A 23,457-nucleotide genomic window follows, 5' to 3' on the forward strand; every position below is an offset into this window, starting at 1 on the left:
GAGTCAATGCTTAAGAGAAACCAACCAATGTTATTAGAGAGAATGGGAAAAATGCAATCTGCGACCGATGTTGCTGAATATTGTAAATACGATGGATTTGATGGTTTAAAAAGAGCAATTTCACTATCGGATGAAGAAATTTTAAACGAACTGGATGTTGCTCACTTAAGAGGTCGCGGTGGAGCAGCCTATCCTTTAGGAAAAAAATGGCGCCATCTTTATCATGCAAAAGGAACCACAAAGTACATTGTTTGTAATGCTGATGAAGGCGAACCAGGGACCTTTAAGGATAAAGTACTTTTGTCTGAAGATCCATTGAGTGTGATTGAAGGAATGATCATTGCTGGTTATTTATTTTCAGCAAAAGCAGGTTATATTTATATGCGAGGAGAATATCGCAGAATCCAAAAAACGTTTCAAGAAGCACTCGATAATGCACGACAAGCTGGCTTTTTAGGGGAAAACATTTTAGGAATTGAAGGATTCAATTATGATATTGCGATTATTTCTGGTGCTGGCGCCTATATTTGTGGGGAAAATTCAGCACTTTTAAATTCAATTGAAGGAAAAACGGGGCGGCCGCGTGTCAAACCACCACACTTAGCAGATGTTGGTTTATATTTGCAACCAACATTAGTGAATAATGTTGAATCATTTGCAAGTGTTCCCGTAATTTTACGAGAAGGTGGACAAGCCTTTTTAGAGATGGGTACTGCCGATGGTGGCGGCACAAAGCTAATTTGTTTGTCTGGACATATTAAAAATCGGGGCTTATACGAGGTCAACCTTGGAACACCATTAGAAGAAATAATTTATGGCGAGCAATACGGCGGAGGCTCTGCAACTGGTCGAGCATTAAAATTTATTCACTTCGGTGGACAATCCGGTCCAATTGGTGCTGTCGCAACGTTAAGAGATTGTTTGTATTCCTACGAAGATTTATGGGCCCATGACTTATCTGTCGGCTCTGGCGCAATTGTAGTAATGGATGATTCAGTCAATGTTGTGGACTATTTAGTACACGTGGCGGCCTTTTTTGCTCATGAGTCCTGTGGTAAATGCACCCCTTGTCGATTGGGAACAACTAGGATTTTGGAATTATTGAGTAAATTCAATCGGAACGAGGCAACAGCTAGTGATTTGCCACGATTGGAAAAGATGCTCACGCATGTCACGCGATTATCAGCTTGTGGTTTGGGCCAATCCGTCGCAAATCCAATGAAGAGTGCATTGGCTTTGTTTCCAGAAGAATTTGAAACGATTGCTGAAACAGAAATCTATGCCACCAGCAAAGGAGGTTGGTAAAAATGAAAACAAAGTTGCATACGCAAACAGTTACGTTGTCTATTGATAACCAAGAAGTAACTGTGCCTAAAGGGACTACCTTTCTCGAAGCAGCGAAAGGGCTAGGTGTTGAAATCCCAACGCTCTGTCATTTAAAGGAATTAGCGCCTGATGGTTCTTGTCGGATGTGCGTGGTTGAGGTGGAAGGTGGCCGACGTGGTGGCTTAACAACTGCTTGTACGGCACATTGTCAAGAGGACATGGTTGTGTCAACACATTCTGAAAAAATTGCTGATTCCAGACGTTTTATTCTTGATTTATTATTGAGTAATCATAAATTAGACTGTTTTTCTTGTGGAAAAAACGGGGATTGTCAATTACAACAGTATGCGCTAGATTATGGGATTGATGCCACTAGCTTTACCGAGGGAAAAAGAATGCCTTGCCATCAAGAAGATACCAGTAATCCATTTTTCTCTTATGATCCAGAAAAGTGTATCATGTGTCGTCGTTGTGCCCGTGTCTGTCAATTGCGGCAGGGAAGAGATGTACTTAGTATTGCTAATCGTGGCTTTGAAACAAAAATGATGCCGAGTTATGGGCAGGCGTTTGATCAATCTGTCTGTGAATCATGTGGCAATTGTGTCTCTTCCTGTCCTACAGGTGCGTTAACAGCAAAAGATACAAAAGAGTACCGCAAATGGGAAACCCAGAAAATTCCTACAACTTGTCCGCATTGTGGGACAGGCTGTCAGATGAATTTACTCGTTAAAAACAATCGTTTGGTGGGTGTTGAACCCCTAGATGGACCAGCTAATAAAAATTTACTTTGTGTGAAAGGAAAATTTGCTTCATATAAATTTGTTGGGTCAGGAGATCGCTTAACGGAGCCATTAATTAAACGGAATGGGATTTTTGAACCTGCTTCTTGGGAAGAAGCCTTAACGCTTGTTTCGTCAAAATTTAACGAAATTAAAGCAGAAAACGGTCCGGATGCTCTTGCTGGTTTTTCGTGCTCTAGAGCAACAAATGAAGATAATTATGTCTTTCAAAAAATGGTGCGTGCTGCTTTTGGTACCAATAATGTTGATAACTGTGCCCGTGTTTGTCATTCGGCTTCGGTCCATGGTTTAGCCCAAACCTTAGGCTCTGGTGCGATGACTAATCCTATTGCTGATATCACTGAAGATGTCGACATGATTTTATTAGTAGGTTCCAATCCAGAAGAAGCTCATCCAGTTATTGGTGCGCAAATTCGCCAAGCTGTCCAAAGAGGAACGCAAGTTGTTGTTGTTGACCCGCGGAAAATTAACTTAGTGAAGGATAGTGCGCTTCATTTACAAGTTCAGGCGGGAACGAATGTCGCATTTGCTAATGGCATGATGCATGTGATTTTGAAAGAAGGTTTAGCAGATCGCCACTTTATTGAAGAACGGACAGAAGGATTTTTAGATTTAGAAAAAATGGTGGCTGATTATACGCCGGAAAAAGTCGCAGAAATTTGTCATATTCATCCAGAAGATCTAATTCAAGCGGCACGCATGTATGCAAAAGCAGAAAAAGCACCAATCATTTATTGTTTAGGCGTAACGGAACATTCGACAGGAACTGAGGGTGTTATGAGTATGTCTAATTTGGCAATGTTGGTTGGTAAAGTTGGAAAACCTGGCTGTGGTGTCAATCCTTTGCGAGGTCAAAATAATGTTCAAGGTGCCTGTGATATGGGCTGTATGCCTTATGATTTCCCAGGCTATCAAAAAGTCAATAATCCAGAAGTAATCGACAAATTTGAAAAAGCTTGGCATGTGCCGTTAAATCGAAACACCGGTTTAACTTCTACTAAAGTCTTACCAGCAGCAACGGCAGGAAACGTCAAAGGCCTTTATATTTTTGGAGAAGATCCAATTGTTACGGATCCAGACACAGGACATGTTCGCCAAGCTTTAGAAAGTTTAGACTTTTTAGTTGTTCAAGAATTATTTATGACCGAAACGGCTGCTTATGCGGATGTCGTTTTACCAGGCATCAGTTATGCAGAAAAAGACGGGACATTTACAAATACAGAACGGCGCGTGCAAAGAGTCCGTAAAGCTGTTGAACCAAGAGGACAAGCGCGAGAAGACTATGAAATTTTTTGTGAAGTCATGACACGAATGGGCTATCCTTGTGCGTATGAATCTGCAAAAGAAATTATGGAAGAAATTTCAGCTGTGACGCCTTCGTTTGGTGGAATTAATTATGAACGATTAGAGAAGGAGAGCTTACAATGGCCTTGTCGTAGCTTGACAGATCCAGGTACGCCGATTATGCATGTGGGCAGTTTTGCTCGTGGGAAAGGTTTATTTAAAGCAATTCCGTATAAGCAAGCACAAGAATTACCAGATGAAGAGTACCCGTATTTAATGTCGACAGGCCGAATGCTTTACCATTACAATACCCGAGCAATGACAGGACGAACGGAAGGGATTAACCAAATAGCGAATCACTCTTATATTGAGATAAATGCAGTCGATGCACAAGCTCTGGGAATCCAAGAAGGTGACAAAGTTGAAGTTCATTCTCGCCGTGGCAAAATCGAAACCTATGCGGCTGTCGGAAATCGAGTATTTCCGCAAGAAGTCTTTATGACATTCCACTTTCCAGATGGGAATGTTAACGAAATCACCAATGCTGTATTTGATGATATCGCCACAATTCCTGAATATAAAGTTTGTGCCGTTGCGATTAAACCAGTGAATAAATAAAAAAGGATGGTTAAAACATGATCGAGTTGGAAGAAGCACGAGAGAAAATGACCCAACATATGAAGAGTCAATGTGAAACAGAAGAAGTGGTGCTGCTTGATTCCTTGGGGCGGATTAGCGGAGAAACCATTTTTGCAGAGACAGCGATTCCTCATTTTCCTCGTGCCGGGATGGATGGGTATGCCGTTCGTGCAGTAGAAACACGAGGTGCGACTGCTGAAAGCCCAAGTTGTTTAAAAGTCGTCGGTTCTTTAGTGGCAGGGGATTCCATGTTTTATTGTAATCAGACGAATAACTGTGCGATTAAAATAACAACAGGTGCTTTTATTCCAACCGATTTTGATGCTGTAGTGCCACAAGAATGGACGGATTTTGGGCAAGACCATGTTAAAATTTTTCGCTCTGTCACTGCGGGCCAAAACTATGCGGAAATTGGAGAAGATATTGCTTTTCAGCAAAAAATTTTAGCAAAACATCAACAGATTAATAGTCGCATGATTGGTCTGTTGGCAATGCAAGGGATTGATAAAGTTGTTGTATTGAAGCGCATGAAGGTGGGGATTTTAGCGACGGGTAGTGAGTTAGTTTCTTTGGAAGAACCGCTGTCAGTTGGGAAAATTTATAATAGTAATCTCTACATGTTAGCAGCTTTTGTCAAAGCGAGTGGCAATGAAGTAATGCACCTAGATCATTGTTCAGATGATCCTGAAGAATTAGCGAATAGGCTGATTGAGATTTCACCAAAACTTGATTTATTAATTACTTGTGGTGGTGTTTCGGTAGGTGAAAAGGACAATTTACCTTTAGCGATTAAACGTATCGGAGGAACAGAGTTGTTTCATTTTGTAAATATGAAACCTGGAACCCCAGTTATGGGAAGTCAATTTCAAGAAACACTCATTTTAAGCGTTTCAGGCAATCCGTTTGCGGCAATGGTTAATTTACATCTTTTTTACTGGACATTATTAGCTACTTTTTTTAATTGTGTCGAGTTAAATCTCAAGGAACGAACAGTAATTTTAGCGCATGAATTAGCACCAAGTAGACTACGTCGATTTTACCGAGCGAAAGAAATAGATGGCACAGTAAATTTAGTGACAAAAAGTCATCTTTCATCCAATTTATCAAATACTTTAGAAACAAATTGTCTGCTAGAACAACCAGCTGGTGTACTACTCAAAAAAGGCGCGCTTGTAAAAGTCTATTATTGGCAAACTTGATGACAACCTGACCTAAGATTAGTATGAAAGTAAGCCATCAGTCGAGTCGACTGGTGGCTTATTGCTTATCAAGTTTTAAGACTTAGACAAAAGTCTGGTCAGGCTAAGCGAAGCACGTAATTTTTGTCGCTTAACTTTTTTAACTTCGATTTCTCGCTAAAAAAAATTATGGATGCCAGATTGTTTTTTTGATGCAAGAGTGATACACTTGAAAAAGAAGCATTGTGTAAACGTTAACAAATGTCAAATGTGAGGTGGAGAAATGGTTCAAAGTAAGGAATTTACGCACTTGAATACACAAGGAGAAGTGCATATGGTTGATATTTCGGAAAAAAATGACACTGAAAGAACAGCCCTCGCTTATGGAGAAATTCACATGTTGGAAGCGACAGCAGAAGCGATTCAGACCCAAATGATTAAAAAAGGTGAAGTATTACAGGTAGCAAGAATAGCTGGGATTACCGCCGCAAAACGAACGTTTGAATGGATTCCTTTGTGTCATTTGGTTGCTTTGGCAAAGTGTGAAATTCAGTTTGATTGGCGCAATCAAACTTGTTTAGAAGTACGTTGCTTTACAAAAACAGTGGGTTCAACTGGCGTTGAAATGGAAGCGCTAACAGGTGTGCAGGCAGCACTCTTAACAATTTATGACATGTGTAAAGCAATTGATCGAGGAATGACAATGACAAACATTGGTTTATTAGAGAAAAATGGTGGACGTAGTGGTCATTTCATTCGTTCTTCAATTAAATCAAAGGAAAGTGATGAGTGAACAGCATGAAAGATGCATTTAACCGTGAAATTGATTATGTTCGTTTGTCTTTAACAGATCGTTGTGACTTACGTTGCACGTATTGCATGCCAGCAACAGGTCTTTGCTTTTTAAAAAAAGAGCAGCTTCTAACAGATGATGAGATTATTTTTTTATTGAGGATACTAGCGAAAGAAGGCATCAAAAAAGTTAAATTAACAGGTGGTGAACCGCTTGTTAGACCGAATTTACTCTCTTTAATTAAAAGGATAAAGCAAATCTCAGGCATCGAAAAAGTAACCCTAACGACTAATGGCATGAAGTTAGTTCGTGAGGCTCAAGGGTTAAAAGAGGCGGGCTTGGACGGCATTAATATTAGCTTAGACACTTTGGATCCAGAAGAATTTCGAGAAATAACAAGAGTTGGTCAGTTAAGGAATGTTCTGGCGGGCTTAGAACAAGCGATTGATGTGGGATTACCTAATATCAAAATTAATACTGTAGCTAGGAAAGAGCTAAGTGAAGCAACAATTGTAGAACTGGCTGAAATCGCTAAGAAAGAGACTGTGCATCTTCGTTTCATTGAAATGATGCCAATTGGATTAGGGAAGGAGCATCCAGGTAAGCAACAAGAAGAAGTAGAAGACATTTTAACCAAACATTATGGAACGTTACAACCATACCAAAAACCATTGGGCAATGGCCCTGCTAGTTATTACGCCTTAAAAGATTTTAAAGGGAAAATAGGTTTTATTAGTGCATTAGGGCATTGTTTTTGCGAGACGTGCAATCGAATCCGAATTACTGCAGACGGCCATTTAAAAACGTGCCTGCATTCTGCAGACGGCTACTCGTTAAAGGAAGCTTTAGCTAAGGAACAAACAGCAGAATTGTTAGGGATTATTAAGAGTGGTATTGCCTGTAAGCCTGAAAAACATCTTTTCTTGGAACAACAAGGAGAACAACGATTTATGTCACAAATAGGAGGGTAAGTATGAAAACAGGAGAAATTATTGCAATAAATATTAGCCCGCGAAGAGGCACACAGAAAAAGGAAATTCCTGAAGTCAACTTAATTAAAGGCTTTGGATTAGAAAATGATGCGCACGGCGGGAATTGGCATCGACAAGTCAGTTTGTTATCTTTTGAAGAAATAACGGCTTTCAATGAAAAAGTAGCTCGGGTTGGCAATGGTGCTTTTGGGGAAAATATAATCGTATCAGGGATTGATTTACGTCAATTACCTGTTGGAACGAAAATGAAAATAGGCGATTCCGAATTGGTGGTTACTCAAATTGGGAAAGAGTGCCATAAACACTGTCAGATTTACGCGCGAGTGGGCGATTGCATCATGCCTAGAGAAGGAATCTTTGCAGTCGTTGTGACAGAAGGTCATATTAAAAAAGGAGACCAGTTAGACGTTGTTTAAAGTGGGCATTGTAACATTAAGTGATCGTTGCTTTCAAGGGCTTGCTGTCGATCAATCGGGTCCCTTGATTCGTGAACAGTTACCTGTGCTCTACCAGGTAACCAAACAAACCATTTTACCAGATGAAGAAAATCAATTAGTAGAGCTATTGCAAGAGTGGTCTAAGACCTGTGATTTGATTTTAACGACAGGCGGCACAGGGTTGAGCGAACGGGATCGGACCCCAGAAGCTACCTTACGTGTAGCAGAGCGAATCATTCCTGGGATCAGTGAGGGCTTGCGTCAACTTAGCTTGGAAAAAACACCATTTGCTATGTTAAGTCGAGGCGTTTCTGTTCAAAGAGGACGCACGCTCATTGTTAATTTGCCTGGTAGTCCAAAAAGTGTAACAGAACATTTGCATTTTTTGTTGCCTGTTTTGCCCCACGCTTTGGATTTAATCACAAATAAAAAAATCATACATGATGAGGAATAAACCATGAAAACAATTCGAACAGAACAGGCAGTTGGCCTTCCGTTGAGTCATGATATTACGCGAATTGACTATGGGAAGACCAAGGAAGTGTGTTTTAAAAAAGGACATATAGTTGTTCAAGAAGATATTCCAATTCTTTTATCATTAGGGAAAAAACATCTGTTTGTTGCCTTGGATCCAGCAGAAATACATGAAGAAGAGGCAGCGACATTTTTGTATAACCTGTTAACAGATGACTCATGTCAGCCGAGTGAAGTCCATGAAGGAAAAATTGTTGCTAAAGCTAGCACGAGAGGTCTTTTAAAAGTCAATCGAGAAAAATTAATTGCTTTAAATGAAATTGAAGGTCTCGCCTTGTCAACTAAAGTTACCAATATAGAAGTTCAGAAAGATGAAAAAGTTGCAGCCTTTCGAGTGATTCCACTAACAATTTCTAAAAGCCAATTAGAAAAGGCACGCCAGCTCAGCACGTCTGAGCCACTAATCTCTGTGAAACCTTTCAAAAAAATACGGGTCGGGATTGTAACTACTGGCAGTGAAGTTTACACAGGATTGGTTGAGGATGCTTTTTACCCTGTGTTAAAAGCCAAGTTCTCCGCGTATCCTTTAGTTACGATTGTCAAGCAAGAAATTGTCGATGATCAGCCGCAAAAAATTACTGTTGCGATCAAAAAGATGTTAGCACAAGGGGTTGATCTGATTGTTTGTACAGGTGGTATGAGTGTAGATCCTGATGATTTGACACCGTTAGCAATTAAGCAGACAGGTGCTGAAATCGTAACCCATGGGACACCAGTCTTACCAGGCTCAATGTTTTTGCTGGCTTATAAAGGAGAGCAGACGATCATTGGCTTACCAGGTGGTGTTTTATTTTCAGAAAAAACGGTTTTTGATTTGTTGTTACCAAGATTAATGGCCAAAGAAGTGATTAAAAAATCTGAAATTGTTGACTTGAGTTATGGCGGGTATTTATAAAAGAAAAGAGGCGTTCAAATGTCTAAACAAAAAAAGACTGTGTTCTTGCTTAGTTTATTCAGTTTAGTTGCCCTAATTGCTGCATGTACAAATCAGCCGCAAAAAGAAACAGTTTCAACAAAAAAAGAAGAAATAACCCTTGCGGCAGCAGCTAGCTTAGAATCAGTCATGGAGAAGAAAATTATTCCAGCCTTTGAAAAAGAGCATCCAGATATTCAGGTAACTGGAACCTATGATAGTTCTGGAAAATTACAGATGCAAATTGAAAAAGGCCTAAAAGCCGATGTATTTTTCTCAGCTTCGACAAAACAAATGAATGCATTGGTTGCAGAAAAACTAATTAATAAGAAAAGTGTCGTTCCTTTATTGGAAAACCAGCTCGTTCTTATTGTGCCTAACCAAGATCAAGCAAAGTGGCATGATTTTTCTGATTTAAAAAAGGCCCAAATGATAGCAATTGGTGATCCTGCAAGTGTTCCAGCTGGTCAATATGCCGAAGAAGGCTTAAAAGCTTTAGGCGCTTGGTCTTATGTAGAAAAACACGCAAGCTTTGGCACGAATGTAACAGAAGTCCTTGAATGGGTGGCTAATGCAAGTGCAGAAGCTGGCTTGGTTTATGCGACAGATGCAGCAACCAATTCAAAAGTAGCGATTGTTGCGGCCATGCCTGAAGCTGCTTTGAAAAAGCCAATTATCTACCCAGTTGGTAAAGTTGCCGCCTCTAAGAAACAAAAATCAGCAGATGCTTTTTTAAATTTTTTACAGAGTCAACAATGCAGAAAATATTTTGAAAATATTGGCTTTAAGTTAACAAAGTAGGTGGGAAAATGGATGTTCGACCAATTCTTTTATCTTTTCAGACAGCAATAATCGCCATTTTATTTACTTTTGTTTTAGGAACAGGCGTTGCGTATATTGTTTTTCGTTTGAAAAATCGTAAATTAAAAATTCTTTTGAATAGTTTATTTACGTTGCCATTAGTTTTACCGCCGACTGTTTTTGGTTTTTTTCTCTTAACTATTTTTGGTGTTCAGCAACCAGTGGGCCAGTTTTTACTTGATTTTTTTGCCATTCAAGTTGTTTTTTCGTGGCCAGCTACGGTTATTGCTGCCGTTGCTGTTTCATTTCCTTTAATGTATCGTTCAGCCTTAACGGCGTTTGAACAAATGGATAGTGAATTGTTGGCGGTAGCCCAGACACTCGGGTTTTCGGAAAGTCGATATTTTAGAAAAATTGCGTTACCTTTATCGATGAACGGTCTCTTGGCCGGTGGCGTGTTAGCTTTTGCCCGCGGGTTAGGTGAATTTGGAGCGACGACAATGTTAGCAGGGAATATTGCTGGTAAAACAAGAACGCTTCCTTTAGCTATCTACTCTGCTGTAGCAAGTGGGGATTGGCGCTTAGCCAATCAATATGTTGTGATTATGTTATTACTTTGCCTGATTATTTTATTTTTTACGGAATTTTTTAGTCAGCGCGCTTGGAGAAGATCGGAATGAGATTAATTGTTGATATTCAAAAAGAATTGAAAAGTCATACTTTGCAAATTCAGTTTGAAACAAAGACGCAAACAACAGGAATTTTAGGTGCTTCTGGTTGTGGCAAGAGTATGTTATTAAAATGTATTGCGGGTGTTGAGACTGCGGATAAAGGTCAGATTGTTTTAAATGATCAAGTCTTATTCGATGCTGAAAAAAAGATCAATTTGTCGCCGCAACAACGAAAAATTGGTCTTTTATTTCAGCAGTATGCGTTGTTCCCTCATTTATCGGTAGTAGAAAATCTGACGTGCGTGACAAAAGATTTACAATTGGTCACTCAATTGCTTGCGTCTTTTCACTTAACTAAAGTCCAACAACAATATCCTAGTCAACTTTCTGGAGGACAAAGACAACGAGTGGCTTTTGCGCGAATGCTAGCGGCTCAGCCGGCTTACCTATTATTAGATGAGCCATTTTCCGCATTAGATGCACCCTTAAAGGAAGAGCTGCAAATTGAACTTCAACAGCGATTAAGTAATTTAAATCAACATGCCTTAATTGTGAGTCATAGTTTAGATGAACTGTATAAGTTATGTCAGAGTTTAGTGATAATCACAAAAAACCAAACACTTTTTGGTGCAACAAATCAATTATTTAACCAACCTCAAACGATTGAAGCAGCTAAACTCACTGGTTGTAAAAATATTTGGCCTGTCAAACGCATAGATGCGCACAGAGTCCAAGTGATTGGCTGGCAACAAACACTAACGGTTACACAAGAAGTTCCTATTTCTTGTCATTCTATTGGAATTCGGGCCCATGATTTCACAACAGAACCGCAGGCAACCAATCAAATCGAAGTGCATCACTTACAAACATTGTCAGCACCTTTTGAACAAAGTGCTTGGTTTCAACACCAACAAACCAAAATTTGGTGGAAAGGCAGCAATAGACTCAATCCGAAAGTTATTACTCAGTTATCTATTCCACCTACAGCAATTATGCCATTATGTCTATAAAATAGAAAAAGATTACGTGAAGCGGTTGACATATGATTACATCTTCATTTATAATGGATTCATGAAAGATTATTCATGTAAACGGAATAATCGCTATTATATAGGGAGTGAAGGTGTTTAAATGCAAAAGAGTTATAAACTAGAAGGACTTGATTGTGCAAGTTGTGCAGACAAAATTGAAAAATCTGTCCAAAAAATTCACGGAGTAGAAAAAGCGCGTGTGGACTTCATGGCTGAAAAGATGACACTGGAGGTTGAATCAGGACATGATTTAGAAGTCGAAAATGAAGCGCGTGCAGTGATTGGTAAGTTAGAACCAGATGTCAAAGTTATTTCTTTAAAAGATGTCAAAGAAGAAGAGGGACGTAATCCAAATAAGAATCGCTTAATTCGTATCATTATTGCATTTGTTTTATTTTTAGCACTTATTATCATTAAACCAAGTAATAATTGGGTTGCTTTGGCGTCTTATTTAGTCGTTTATGTCTTAATTGGTGGCGACATTGTCAAACGAGCGGTAACGAATATTTTTCGTGGGGAAGTGTTTGATGAAAATTTCTTAATGTCTGTGGCAACGATTGGGGCATTCTTTATTGGGGAATATCCCGAAGCTGTGGCAGTAATGTTGTTCTACCAGGTCGGCGAATGGTTCCAAAGTGCAGCGGTTGATCAATCCAGAAAATCAATTGCCAAATTAATGGATATTCGTCCAGATTCAGCAAATCTTTTAGTAAATGGACAAATAAAAGCGGTCGCTCCAGATACAATTGAAATTGGGCAACAAATATTAGTGAAACCAGGTGAAAAAGTTCCATTAGATGGTCAAATTATTGATGGATCAAGTATGGTAGATACCTCTGCGTTGACTGGTGAATCCGTTCCAAGAACGGTCAAAGTCGGCGATGAAATCTTAGGTGGTTTTATCAATAAAAATGGGGCCTTGACCATTAATGTTACGAAAAAATTTGGGGATTCAACAGTTAGTAAAATTTTAGATTTAGTTGAAAATGCTAGCAGTAAAAAAGCCCCTGCAGAAAACTTTATTTCTAAATTTGCTCGTTACTATACACCAGTTGTCGTTGTTTTAGCTGTCTTATTGGCAGTAATTCCACCATTTATTTTCCCTGATACTTCTATTAATGAATGGGTTTATCGGGCATTAACGTTCTTGGTTATTTCTTGTCCATGTGCCTTAGTCATTTCTGTTCCTTTAAGTTTCTTCGGTGGAATTGGCGGAGCCAGCAAACTAGGTGTTTTAATTAAAGGAAGTAACTATTTAGAAATTTTAGCGAATACGGAAACGATTGTTTTTGATAAAACTGGTACGCTAACAAAAGGAAATTTTGTGGTTCAAAACATAACTAGTGTTGTCTTACCCGAAGAAGAGTTGTTGCGTTTAACAGCAACAGCAGAACAATTATCCACTCATCCAATTGCTATTTCTATTAAAGAAAGCTATGGCAAAGAAACTGTTCCAGCAACAGCAATTGAAGAGGTTGCCGGACACGGTATCAAAGCCACAATTGAAGGCAAAACAGTTTTAGTCGGTAATGCGAAGTTAATGAAACAATTTGGTATCGAAGCACCAGAAGTGAAGGAAGCTGGAACTTTAATTTTTGTCGCTATTGATAATCAATTTGCGGGCTACTTAGTGATTGCGGATCAATTGAAACCAGACGCCATTTCAGCAATAAAAGAATTAAAGGCTGAAGGGGTCAAACAAACTGTTATGCTGACTGGAGACAATCAACAAGTTGCAGAAGCTATTGCAAAAGAAGTTGGTGTTGACAAAGTTTATGCAGAACTTTTACCAGATGGCAAAGTGGATCGTTTAGAAGAGTTGTTAAAAGCATCCTCACCTAAAAACAAAGTTGCCTTTGTTGGTGACGGCATGAATGATGCACCTGTTTTAGCCCGGGCTGATGTTGGGATTGCCATGGGTGGTTTAGGAAGTGACGCGGCAATTGAAGCTGCTGATGTGGTGATTATGAATGATGAACCAAGTCGTATCGCCTCTGCGATTAAATTATCAAGAAAAACATTGAGAATTGTTAAACAAAACATTATCTTTGCGATTGCTGTTAAAATCATTGTTTTGGTACTAGGTGCATTAGGCTTGGCTTCAATGCAAGCAGCAGTGTTTGCTGATGTTGGTGTAACTATTATCGCTGTATTAAATGCTATGCGTTGTTTACGTGTAGAAAAGATGAAAGATAATAACTAAGCCTTAAAAAGTACAGCTGAAACAAACATTTTTAGCTGATTATCAGAGTTTGAGCGTGGGACAAAAATCACTTTGACTTTTTGTTCCACGCTTTTTCTCCTACACAATTTCTATTCGTTCTTAAATTGCCAGAGTTCTTGTAAAGAAATCTTTAAATTTTTTGCTTTGTGGCATATAATAAGAGAGAATTTGTACGAAAATTGCGCTTCGCTTTTTTTTCATGGTACAATAAGCAAGAATGGATTGATTTACAGGAGGGAACCTCAACATGGCATCAAATGAAAAAACACGATATAAAGCAATCATTGCAGACCATACGTATACAATTATTGGCCAAGAGTCAAAACAACATATGGATTTAGTCACAAAAATTGTCAACGAACAACTGGCGGAAATTAAACATCTTTCTCCGCAAACTGATACGGAACAAGCTTCTGTTTTATTAGCAATTAATGCAATTTCAGATCAACTAAAAAAACAAGAATATGCTTTAAAATTGGAAAAACAAGTAGCAGATTTAAAACAGAAAACCATTCGTTTGGCTGAATTAGAGAATCGTGTGCGCCGAATGGAAATTATCGAAGAAGAAGCACGGGATGTTTTGAAAAAGAATGGACAAGAAGATGTAGAAATTCATAATCATGTGGAAGCCCAACAAATTTTGAATGAAAATCGAAAACAGCAGATTCAAAATAAAGGTGTTTCGGAGTAGTTCCTGAAAGGATGACAAGATGTTAACAATACTTATTTTATTACTTTTAGCCTTTGGATTTTATACAGGAGCTAAACGAGGCTTGATTTTACAAGTGCTCTATTCGGTAGGTTATTTAATTTCATATTTTGTTGCTCGAACCTATTACAAAGAGGTCGCTTCTCATTTAGAATTGTATATTCCATATCCATCGGTTACGCCAACGTCAAAGCTTGTCTTTTTTAATCAAGAGATTTCTTTAGACTTGGACAAAGCCTTTTATTCAGCAGTTGCGTTTTTATTATTGCTGTTTGCAGGCTGGTTGGTCGTTCGTTTTTTAGCTATCTTTTTACATGGATTAACATTTATTCCAGTTTTGAAACAGGTAAATGGACTATTAGGTGGCGTATTAAGTGTTCTTGTGTTATACGTGGGTCTTTTTCTAGTGTTAGCTACGGCGTCAATGATTCCGTCAGATATTGTCCAAAATCAGTTTCGGTCAAGTGGCTTGGCACGAGGCATTGTAAAAAATACCCCAATTCTAACAAAACAAGCATATGAATTATGGGTTGAACCAATTACGAAATAAAGCTGAATGGGACTGAGATAGAGATAAGAAGTAAGTGAGCAAAGCGAAACTTCTTATGTTATGTCTCAGTCTTTTCAACAAATGAAAAAGTTAGAAAAGTAGGTGGAAAAATGAATCAGCGTATTCTATCAACATTAGGGTTTGATAAAGTAAAACAACAGTTGTTGCAATTTATTGTGACAGCTCAGGGGACAAACGAAGTTTCGGAATTATTACCGATTGCTGATGAAAATAAAATTCAATCATGGCTAAATGAAACACAGGATGGTTTAAAAGTTCAACGATTACGTGGTGGAATCCCCATTCCTAAATTAGAAAATATCCAACCACACATGAAACGGATTGAAATTGGTGCGGATTTAAATGGCATAGAATTAGCACAAGTAGGCCGTGTCTTGTCGACTACTTCAGAACTGACTCGTTTTTTTGATGAGTTAAGTGAAAATGAAGTGGATTTTGAACGTTTATATATGTGGCGAGAGCAACTAGAAGTTTTGCCTGAATTAAATCGCCAACTCAAACAAGCCATTGATGATGATGGCTACGTCACAGATGAAGCTTCGCCAGCCTTAAAGGCAATTCGGCAAAATATTCGACGTAGTGAACAGACCATTCGAGAAGAACTAGATAGTATTATTCGTGGGAAAAACGCACGTTACCTTAGTGATGCCCTTGTTACTATGCGAAATGAACGCTACGTGATTCCAGTCAAACAAGAATATAAAAATATTTTTGGTGGCGTGGTTCACGACCAAAGTGCTTCAGGACAAACCTTATTTATTGAACCTAAACAAATTTTAGAAATGAATAATCGTTTGCGACAACAACAAATTGCCGAAAGAAATGAGATTACTCGCATCTTGGCAGAACTGTCGGCTGAGTTGGTCCCTTATCGCAGAGAAATTACGCATAATGCTTATGTCATCGGTAAACTTGATTTTATTAATGCTAAGGCGCGACTAGGAAAAGAACTAAAAGCAGTTGTTCCAGAAATTAGTCAAGCAAATCATGTAGTTTTTAAACAAGCCCGGCACCCACTATTGGATCCAGAAAAAGCTGTAGCCAATGACATTGTGATTGGGGAAGAATATCAAGCAATTGTGATTACAGGGCCTAATACCGGCGGGAAAACCATTACTCTGAAAACGTTAGGTCTTTTACAATTAATGGGTCAAGCTGGATTACCTATTCCAGTTGAAGAAGAAAGTAAAATGGGTATTTTTACAGAAGTATTTGCGGATATCGGGGATGAACAATCGATTGAACAAAGTTTAAGTACTTTCTCTTCACATATGACGAATATCGTGTCTGTCTTAAAGAAAGTCGATCATCAAAGTTTAGTACTATTTGATGAATTAGGTGCTGGGACAGATCCGCAAGAAGGGGCCGCTTTAGCGATTGCCATTTTAGATTCATTGGGTGCTAAAGGAGCCTATGTGATGGCAACAACCCATTATCCTGAATTAAAAGTGTATGGCTATAATCGAGCTGGAACAATCAATGCCAGTATGGAATTTGATGTAGATACCTTGAGTCCAACCTATCGTTTATTAATTGGCGTGCCTGGCCGAAGTAATGCTTTTGAAATTTCGAAACGTCTTGGATTAGACAACAGTATTATTGAAGCTGCAAAACAAATAATGGACGGTGAAAGTCAAGATTTAAACGAAATGATTGAAGACTTGGAAAACCGTCGCAAAATGGCCGAAACTGAATACTTAGAAGCTCGCCACTATGTCGATGAATCGGCCGCTTTGCATAAGGAACTAAAAGAAGCCTATCAAGTATTTTTTGAAGAACGAGAAAAAGAATTACAAAAAGCGCGGAAAGAAGCAAATAAAATTATTGCAGAAGCGGAAGAAAACGCAGAAACCATTATTTCTGATATTCGCAAAATGCAATTGGAAAGTGGCCAACAAGGTGGTGTAAAAGAACATCAGTTAATTGATGCGAAAACACAACTTTCTCAATTACACCATGAAGAAACCAAGCTTGCTAAAAACAAAGTGCTGAAGAAGGCGAAAGAACAGAAAAAATTAAAAGCTGGCGATGAAGTAATTGTCAATACTTACGGCCAACGAGGGACATTATTAAAAGACAACGGCAAAGGACAATGGCAAGTCCAATTAGGCATTTTAAAAATGAACGTATCTGAAGAGGATATGACGCCTGTCGCTCCACAAAAAGAAGCAAAACCAAGAGTTACAACGGTTCGTTCTGCAGAAAGCAGTCATGTTGGCACACAACTAGACTTACGTGGCAAACGCTACGAAGAAGCATTGGCAGAAGTTGACCAATACATTGATGCTGCGATTCTAGCGGGCTATCCACAAGTAACCATTGTTCACGGCAAAGGAACAGGTGCATTAAGAACCGGAATAACGGAATTTTTGAAAAATCACCGCAGTGTGAAAAGCTATGAATTTGCGCCACAAAACCAAGGTGGTAATGGTGCGACTGTCGTAAAATTCCAATAAATAAGGACTTACAATAAGTAAGCAGAACGCTCGCTATCTTAAAGATGACGTGTTATACTAAGCATGTAATAAGAGTAAAGAGTAGGAGGTTTGTGAAATGACACAAGCAATTACCGATAAAGATTTTGCAACAGAAACAGATGAAGGATTAGTCTTAATCGACTTTTGGGCAACTTGGTGTGGCCCTTGTCGTATGCAAGCACCCATCTTAGAACAATTATCTGAAGAATATGATGAAGACGAAGTAAAAATCGTCAAAATGGATGTGGATGAAAATCCTGCAACACCAGCAAGTTTTGGAATCATGAGCATCCCAACATTGCTATTGAAAAAAGATGGCGAAGTTGTTGAAAAAGCAGTCGGTGTTCATACAAAAGACCAATTGCAAGCAATGATTGCCAAACACTTATAAACGTTGATTAGTCATTACGAATAGTCTGATTCAGTCTGAAGAGAAATCATTAGCGATTGTCTTTTCAGGCTGTTTCTTTCGTACATAAAGTAGCGGCTTTTTTTGTTTAATTACAAAAAGAGGTGTATAATAGACGAAGCATTTTGTTAGAAAGGAAGTATCGTATGAAAGAACGAATAAAAAATAAATTAGCACTGCTTCCTGATCAACCTGGTTGTTATTTAATGAAAGATAAAAACGGCACGATCATCTATGTTGGGAAAGCCAAAATTTTGAAAAACCGTGTCCGGTCTTATTTTCGTGGTAGCCATGATACTAAGACAGAACGATTAGTCAGTGAAATCGATGATTTTGAATATATTGTGACAGAATCAAATATTGAAGCACTTTTATTAGAAATTAATTTAATCCATAAAAATAATCCCAAATATAACATCATGTTAAAAGACGATAAAACCTATCCTTTTATCAAAATCACAAACGAAAAATATCCTCGTTTAATGATTACTCGAAAGGTTTTAAAAGACAAAGCGTTATATTTTGGACCATATCCAGATGTAAATGCAGCGAATGAAACAAAGAAACTGTTAGATCGGCTTTTTCCTTTGCGAAAATGTAATCCGTCGCAAAAAACACCTTGTTTGTATTATCATTTAGGACAATGTCTGTGTCCCTATGCTTTTGATGTGGATCCGCAAGTCTACAAAGATATGGTGGAAGAGATTAAAGGGTTTCTCTCTGGTGGACATACAGAAATTCAGGACCGCTTACAAGAAAAAATGGCTTATGCAGCTGCACATATGGAATTTGAAAAAGCTGCAGAATTTCGCGATCAAATTAAAGCGATTGAAACAGTTATGACCCGCCAAAAAATGACGAATGTAGATTTAATTGATCGTGATGTGTTTGGTTATGCTGTTGATAAAGGCTGGATGTGTGTCCAAGTATTCTTTGTCAGACAAGGAAAATTAATCGAACGTGATGTATCGATTTTTCCATTTTATGATGATGCCAGTGAAGCATTTTTAACTTTTATTGGACAATTTTATCAAGAGAATGAGCATTTTGTGCCAAAAGAAGTCTTGATTCCTGATGACATTGATAAAGAAAGCGTTGAAGCTTTATTAGCTACGAAAATCTTGCAGCCGCAACGGGGAGAAAAGAAAAAACTGGTTAAATTAGCCAGTAAAAATGCTGCAGTTGCTTTAAATGAAAAATTCGATTTGATTGTACGGAAACAAGAACGAACAATTGGTGCAGTTGAAAAATTAGGCAATGCGATGAACATACCTGCGCCCATTCGAATTGAAGCATTTGATAATTCAAATATTATGGGAACCAACCCTGTTTCTGCGATGGTTGTGTTTATTGACGGACGGCCAGCTAAAAATGAGTATCGAAAATATAAAATAAAAACTGTGCAAGGTCCTGATGATTACGCTTCTATGAGAGAAGTCATTTATCGCAGATATTCACGAGTTTTAAAAGAAGGCTTGCCTTTTCCTGATTTAATTTTAATCGATGGTGGTAAAGGTCAAGTCGATGTTGCTAAAGATGTGTTAGCCAATCAACTAGGAGTCGATATTCCTGTAGCTGGATTAGCCAAGAACGACAAGCACAAAACGAGTGAACTTTTATTTGGTCCAAACTTAGAAGTTGTACCATTGGAAAGAAACTCACAAGAATTTTTCTTGTTGCAACGAATCCAAGATGAAGTCCATCGTTTCGCCATCACATTCCATCGTCAATTACGTAGTAAAAATAGTTTTGCTTCCAAATTAGATAACATTGAAGGCTTGGGACCGAAACGCAAAAAAAATCTTTTAAAAGAATTTAAATCGCTTAAAAATATTACGGCAGCCAGTGTTGAAGAATTAAGAAAAGCTGGGTTACCTGAAACTGTCGCAAAGAATGTGTATCGTCATTTACACCAAGAAACAACCTCTGAGATAGAAAAATAAATGAAAATGAACCAGACCAATTAGGTGCTTTTCCTAATTTGTCTGGTTTTTTTATTCAATTTTTTCATGAAAAGTTGAACTCTCAAGAAAATATGATAACGATTTCTTTCGTGATATACTAAAACTAACTTAAAAGAGAGGACGTCTGATCATGAAAATACTAACACCCGTTTATCAAATAAAATTTAAAAAAGTACCAAATCAATTACTGATTGATGAGCGTTTGATGAATGAATTGGGTACGTGGTTGAATCGTACAGGTCGAATTTGGGCCTGTCAATCATCAAAATCGGCAAAGGAATTTAAAAATACATTTTATGAAAGCACAGGCTTGACCGCAAATGAAGTGCATATTTCTGCCGAGACGGATGGCCTTTTTCGTTTAGCAGAAAATAAAGCGTCTGATTAAAGTGCAACATCTTTCCATAACAATTGTCATTGACAAGCCAACACAGGAAAGATACGATATGAGTAACTAAACAGCGGTTTAGAAAAAGTGAAGGGGGCGTTTATGTGTTAGAGGTAAAAGAGTTAGTCAAAACCTTTGGGGATTTTAAAGCAGTTGATCATGTATCCTTTACGATACCGGACGGGAAAATTTTAGGATTAATTGGCCAAAATGGTGCCGGGAAAACAACTACGTTTCGCTTGATTTTAAATTTTTTAACACAAGATAGCGGGTCAGTTTTATGGAATGGTCAACCATTAAACGAAAAAGAGTACAATATTATTGGTTATTTACCAGAAGAACGGGGTTTATATCCTAAAATTACGATTGAAGACCAACTAATTTATTTCGCTTCGTTGCGGGGAAAAACTAAAAAAGAAATTGAACCTAAAATTGACTTTTGGATGGAAAAATTTCAAGTTAAAGGCAAAAAAACGGATAAAGTTAAATCTTTATCAAAAGGAAATCAACAAAAAGTTCAATTGATTGCGACACTTATTCATGAACCGAAGTTAATTATTTTAGACGAACCATTCAGTGGCTTGGATCCAGTTAATGCAGAATTATTAAAAGACGGCATTATTGAATTGAAAAATCAAGGTTCTTGTGTCATTTTTTCCAGTCATAATATGGACAATGTGGAGAAAATCTGTGACCATTTAGTCATGTTAAAAAATGGACGCATGGTTTTAGATGGTCAGGTTCATGAAATTCGACAACAATTTGGTCGAACAAAATTATTTTTAGAATCACCGTTATCTGTTGAGGAAGTTGCTGCTACAGCAGGTGTGAAAGAAGCACACTTACGACAAGATAGCGTCTTAGAAGCGACATTAGAAAACGCTGAAGTGGGCAAAGTGTTGTTTGATAAAGCGACAGCCAACGGCTACATTCCAATGTTTAATCAACAACCACCAACATTAGAAGAAATTTTCAAAATGAAAGTAGGTGGGCAAGATGAGTAAATTTTGGATTATTGCGACTGATGTCTATAAGAAAAATGTGAAGTCGCTGTCTTTCTTAATCATGATTTTAGCGCCATTTCTTCTTGTAGGAATTGTTTACTTAGCGGGCTCTCTAGCTAGCGGTTTTTCAGGAGATACTACCATTGGTCTGGTTTCGGAAAATCAAGCGCTGGTTAAAGAGTTGACAAAGAATAAAACAGAGGACTTTTCTTTCAAAGCTGTTTCTTCTGAGAAAAAGGCCCAAGAACAATTAAAAGACGAGAAAATTGATGCTTATTTACTTTTGGACACTACAGATAATCAGATTTCTGGTCAGCTTTATTCTGAACGCTCTTTAGGAAATGCAACCGAGATGCTAATTCCTCAAATGTTAAACCAATTACAAACAATGGCGAATGCCAATCGTTTAAACCTAACAGCTGAGCAAGTTGCCATGTTGAATCAACAAGCAACATTTAAAAAAGCCAAAATTAGTTTTGATGAAAATGGCAAAATAAAAACAGGAGAAGATAACACAGGGATTCAAATGGCGTTAGCAATGGGGATAACAATTTTGTTATTTGTCTTCATCAGCAGTTATTCTTCAATTATTGCCCAAGAGATTGCTTCTGAAAAAGGCACTAGAATCATGGAAGTTATTCTCTCTAGTACAAAAGCGCAAACCCATTTTTATGGCAAATTAACTGGGGTTATTCTAGTAGCTTTAACACAAATTTTCATTTACGGAGTGGCGTTTGTTCTCGGCTATTCTCAATTGAAAAATCTTGATTTTATGAAAAGTCTATTAAGTGGTATTTCACCACAAAGTATTTTTTCATCAACCTTTATTTTTACATTAGGCTTTTTCATTATTGGTATTCTCGTTTTTGCTGTTTTGGCAGCACTTTGTGGTTCTCTTGTTTCCAAACCAGAGGATACAGCAAAAGCAGTTCAGCCCATCATGTATATTGGTTTAATCGGTTATATGATTGGCATTACGTTTGGGACGAATGATCCACAAAATATCGTGGTGAAAGTGACTTCCTTTATTCCGCTGATTTCGTCATACATTATGCCAGTACGCTTGGCGACCGAAACGGCATCAACAATGGAAGCAATTGTCTCATTAGTGATTTTGGCAGTCTTTGGAATTATTTTAACAATCTTCTCTGCTCGTTTATACAAATCAAACGTTCTTGTATACAGCGAAGGCGGCATGATTCAATCCTTAAAACAGTCAATTTCTATTTTAAAAAATGAACAAAAGCATAAATAATTTTTGTTTAACTCTAAAAGGACCCGGTAAATCAGTCAAAGTGAATGATCTGCCGGGTCTTTTTTAGGCACCGTTCGTCGTTCAACTAGACGAACGGTTAATTTTTTTTCAGGAATCTTCGTCTGATTTAATTGGTTGTATAGGTAAATAAATGAGTTTTCGGCTTGATACTGAATGGCATAATCAACAGTCGTAATATGCATCAACTCACTGACATAACTATTATCAAAGCCAATGACAGCGACATCGCGAGGAACGGCATAATTTAGATTTTCAAGTTCTGAAATAAACTCAGCTGCTACGTGATCATTATAAAAGGCCAAAGCTTCTGGCTTGTCGGTTAATTGTTGCCAGTAATGGGCAATTTTGCGACCAGAATGGTTAGTATACTGATCATTAATCAGCCACTCAGCTTGCCAAGGTGCCTGAGTATTTTCATAAAAATCTTTCATTGCACGTTTTCGTGCGTGCGTGTTTAAGTTTTCGGGATTACCGAGGACATGACCAATTTTTTGGTATCCTTGTTGTTGTAAATATTCTAAGGAACGATAATAACCAGAGTAATGATCAATGTAGGAAGAGTATATATTAGGTGAATCGATACGATGCCAGGTTGCTAAAGGGCCATACGCGCTGTAAGGCTCAATCACCGACCATTCATTTGTTCGTGTCAATAAAAACAAGCCATCTAATTGTTTGTATTTTAATTGGTTCAAGGCATCAATTTCTTTCTGCTGATCGCCATCTGTAAAAAATAAGGTTACGGAATAATTGTATTTTTTGGCAATTGAAATAAAGCGATTCAAGAAAATGCCTAAGGAACCTAAATAGCTAGGGGCTAAAAAGCCAATGGTTTTTGTGGCACCTGCTCGTAAATTCCGCGCCACATAATTCGGGGTATAATTTAATTCTTTCATTGCTTTGAGAATTTTTTCTTGACTATCGGCACTTACATATCCTTTTCCAGAAATTAAGCGAGAAACAGTCGATTTCGAGACACCGGCAACTTTTGCTACATCAATGATAGACGTCATTTTTTACCTCCAAAGTGGAATGT

The 23,457-nt window shown here is 38.0% G+C and carries 21 protein-coding genes; 20 read left to right on the plus strand and 1 reads right to left on the minus strand.

The annotated features are described in order from the left end of the window. Window positions 1-6 precede the first annotated feature (6 nt). From IGJ20_RS06365 to IGJ20_RS06460, 20 genes are all read left to right on the plus strand, one after another. Complete coding sequence (locus tag IGJ20_RS06365) at window positions 7-1,305, plus strand: complex I 51 kDa subunit family protein (protein WP_202522514.1); 1,299 nt, start codon at window positions 7-9, stop codon at window positions 1,303-1,305. A 2-nt stretch (window positions 1,306-1,307) separates the two neighbouring features. Further along, window positions 1,308-4,028, plus strand: a complete 2,721-nt coding sequence (gene fdhF / locus IGJ20_RS06370; protein ID WP_231414708.1) for a formate dehydrogenase subunit alpha — start codon at window positions 1,308-1,310, stop codon at window positions 4,026-4,028. A 17-nt stretch (window positions 4,029-4,045) separates the two neighbouring features. Then, complete coding sequence (locus tag IGJ20_RS06375; RefSeq protein ID WP_202522516.1) at window positions 4,046-5,248, plus strand: molybdopterin molybdotransferase MoeA; 1,203 nt, start codon at window positions 4,046-4,048, stop codon at window positions 5,246-5,248. A 262-nt stretch (window positions 5,249-5,510) separates the two neighbouring features. Beyond that, the gene (moaC, locus tag IGJ20_RS06380; RefSeq protein ID WP_430605280.1) at window positions 5,511-6,020 is read left to right on the plus strand and encodes a cyclic pyranopterin monophosphate synthase MoaC; all 510 of its coding nucleotides are present in this window, start codon (window positions 5,511-5,513) and stop codon (window positions 6,018-6,020) included. Beyond that, window positions 6,017-6,991, plus strand: a complete 975-nt coding sequence (gene moaA / locus IGJ20_RS06385) for a GTP 3',8-cyclase MoaA (protein ID WP_231414709.1) — start codon at window positions 6,017-6,019, stop codon at window positions 6,989-6,991. The genes moaC and moaA overlap by 4 nt, the downstream gene beginning before the upstream one ends. A 2-nt stretch (window positions 6,992-6,993) precedes the next feature. Next, window positions 6,994-7,428 (plus strand): MOSC domain-containing protein, encoded by a 435-nt coding sequence (locus IGJ20_RS06390; RefSeq protein WP_202522518.1) that lies wholly within the window; start codon window positions 6,994-6,996, stop codon window positions 7,426-7,428. Continuing rightward, window positions 7,421-7,903 (plus strand): MogA/MoaB family molybdenum cofactor biosynthesis protein, encoded by a 483-nt coding sequence (locus tag IGJ20_RS06395; RefSeq protein ID WP_002365607.1) that lies wholly within the window; start codon window positions 7,421-7,423, stop codon window positions 7,901-7,903. Before IGJ20_RS06390 ends, IGJ20_RS06395 begins: the two co-directional genes overlap by 8 nt. 3 nt (window positions 7,904-7,906) lie before the next feature. Next, entirely contained in the window at window positions 7,907-8,878 is a 972-nt protein-coding gene (locus IGJ20_RS06400) for a molybdopterin-binding protein (protein WP_202522519.1), read from the plus strand. Window positions 8,879-8,896: 18 nt separating this feature from the next. After that, a complete protein-coding gene (gene modA, locus IGJ20_RS06405; RefSeq protein WP_002357711.1) occupies window positions 8,897-9,697 on the plus strand; it encodes a molybdate ABC transporter substrate-binding protein in 801 nt (266 codons plus the stop codon). 8 nt (window positions 9,698-9,705) lie between these two features. Next, window positions 9,706-10,377, plus strand: coding sequence for a molybdate ABC transporter permease subunit (modB, locus tag IGJ20_RS06410; protein WP_002357709.1), 672 nt, complete (start codon window positions 9,706-9,708; stop codon window positions 10,375-10,377). Next, window positions 10,374-11,378: an ATP-binding cassette domain-containing protein gene (locus IGJ20_RS06415; RefSeq protein ID WP_010828773.1), complete on the plus strand. Its 1,005-nt coding sequence runs from the start codon at window positions 10,374-10,376 to the stop codon at window positions 11,376-11,378. Before modB ends, IGJ20_RS06415 begins: the two co-directional genes overlap by 4 nt. Window positions 11,379-11,499: 121 nt before the next feature. After that, window positions 11,500-13,602 (plus strand): heavy metal translocating P-type ATPase, encoded by a 2,103-nt coding sequence (locus IGJ20_RS06420; RefSeq protein WP_002357707.1) that lies wholly within the window; start codon window positions 11,500-11,502, stop codon window positions 13,600-13,602. Window positions 13,603-13,870: 268 nt separating this feature from the next. After that, window positions 13,871-14,314 (plus strand): cell division protein ZapA, encoded by a 444-nt coding sequence (gene zapA, locus IGJ20_RS06425; protein WP_002357706.1) that lies wholly within the window; start codon window positions 13,871-13,873, stop codon window positions 14,312-14,314. A gap of 19 nt (window positions 14,315-14,333) precedes the next feature. Beyond that, window positions 14,334-14,882, plus strand: coding sequence for a CvpA family protein (locus tag IGJ20_RS06430; protein ID WP_002357705.1), 549 nt, complete (start codon window positions 14,334-14,336; stop codon window positions 14,880-14,882). 110 nt (window positions 14,883-14,992) lie between these two features. Continuing rightward, window positions 14,993-17,359: an endonuclease MutS2 gene (locus tag IGJ20_RS06435; RefSeq protein WP_002369462.1), complete on the plus strand. Its 2,367-nt coding sequence runs from the start codon at window positions 14,993-14,995 to the stop codon at window positions 17,357-17,359. Window positions 17,360-17,456: 97 nt separating this feature from the next. Then, a complete protein-coding gene (gene trxA / locus IGJ20_RS06440) occupies window positions 17,457-17,771 on the plus strand; it encodes a thioredoxin (protein WP_002357703.1) in 315 nt (104 codons plus the stop codon). 164 nt (window positions 17,772-17,935) lie between these two features. After that, window positions 17,936-19,732, plus strand: coding sequence for an excinuclease ABC subunit UvrC (uvrC, locus tag IGJ20_RS06445; RefSeq protein WP_202522521.1), 1,797 nt, complete (start codon window positions 17,936-17,938; stop codon window positions 19,730-19,732). A gap of 151 nt (window positions 19,733-19,883) precedes the next feature. Then, window positions 19,884-20,141, plus strand: coding sequence for a DUF3884 family protein (locus IGJ20_RS06450; RefSeq protein ID WP_002369461.1), 258 nt, complete (start codon window positions 19,884-19,886; stop codon window positions 20,139-20,141). A gap of 104 nt (window positions 20,142-20,245) precedes the next feature. Continuing rightward, on the plus strand, window positions 20,246-21,145 hold the full coding sequence (locus IGJ20_RS06455) for an ABC transporter ATP-binding protein (RefSeq protein WP_202522522.1): 900 nt from the start codon (window positions 20,246-20,248) through the stop codon (window positions 21,143-21,145). Then, window positions 21,138-22,400, plus strand: a complete 1,263-nt coding sequence (locus tag IGJ20_RS06460) for an ABC transporter permease (RefSeq protein WP_002357698.1) — start codon at window positions 21,138-21,140, stop codon at window positions 22,398-22,400. The genes IGJ20_RS06455 and IGJ20_RS06460 overlap by 8 nt, the downstream gene beginning before the upstream one ends. Before the next feature lie 35 nt (window positions 22,401-22,435). On the opposite strand, the gene IGJ20_RS06465 is transcribed toward IGJ20_RS06460, so the two are convergent. Continuing rightward, complete coding sequence (locus IGJ20_RS06465; protein WP_202522523.1) at window positions 22,436-23,434, minus strand: LacI family DNA-binding transcriptional regulator; 999 nt, start codon at window positions 23,432-23,434, stop codon at window positions 22,436-22,438. Between the last annotated feature and the right edge of the window lie 23 nt (window positions 23,435-23,457).

This window comes from Enterococcus sp. DIV0294 (genome assembly GCF_050558155.1).
Taxonomy (GTDB): domain Bacteria; phylum Bacillota; class Bacilli; order Lactobacillales; family Enterococcaceae; genus Enterococcus; species Enterococcus faecalis.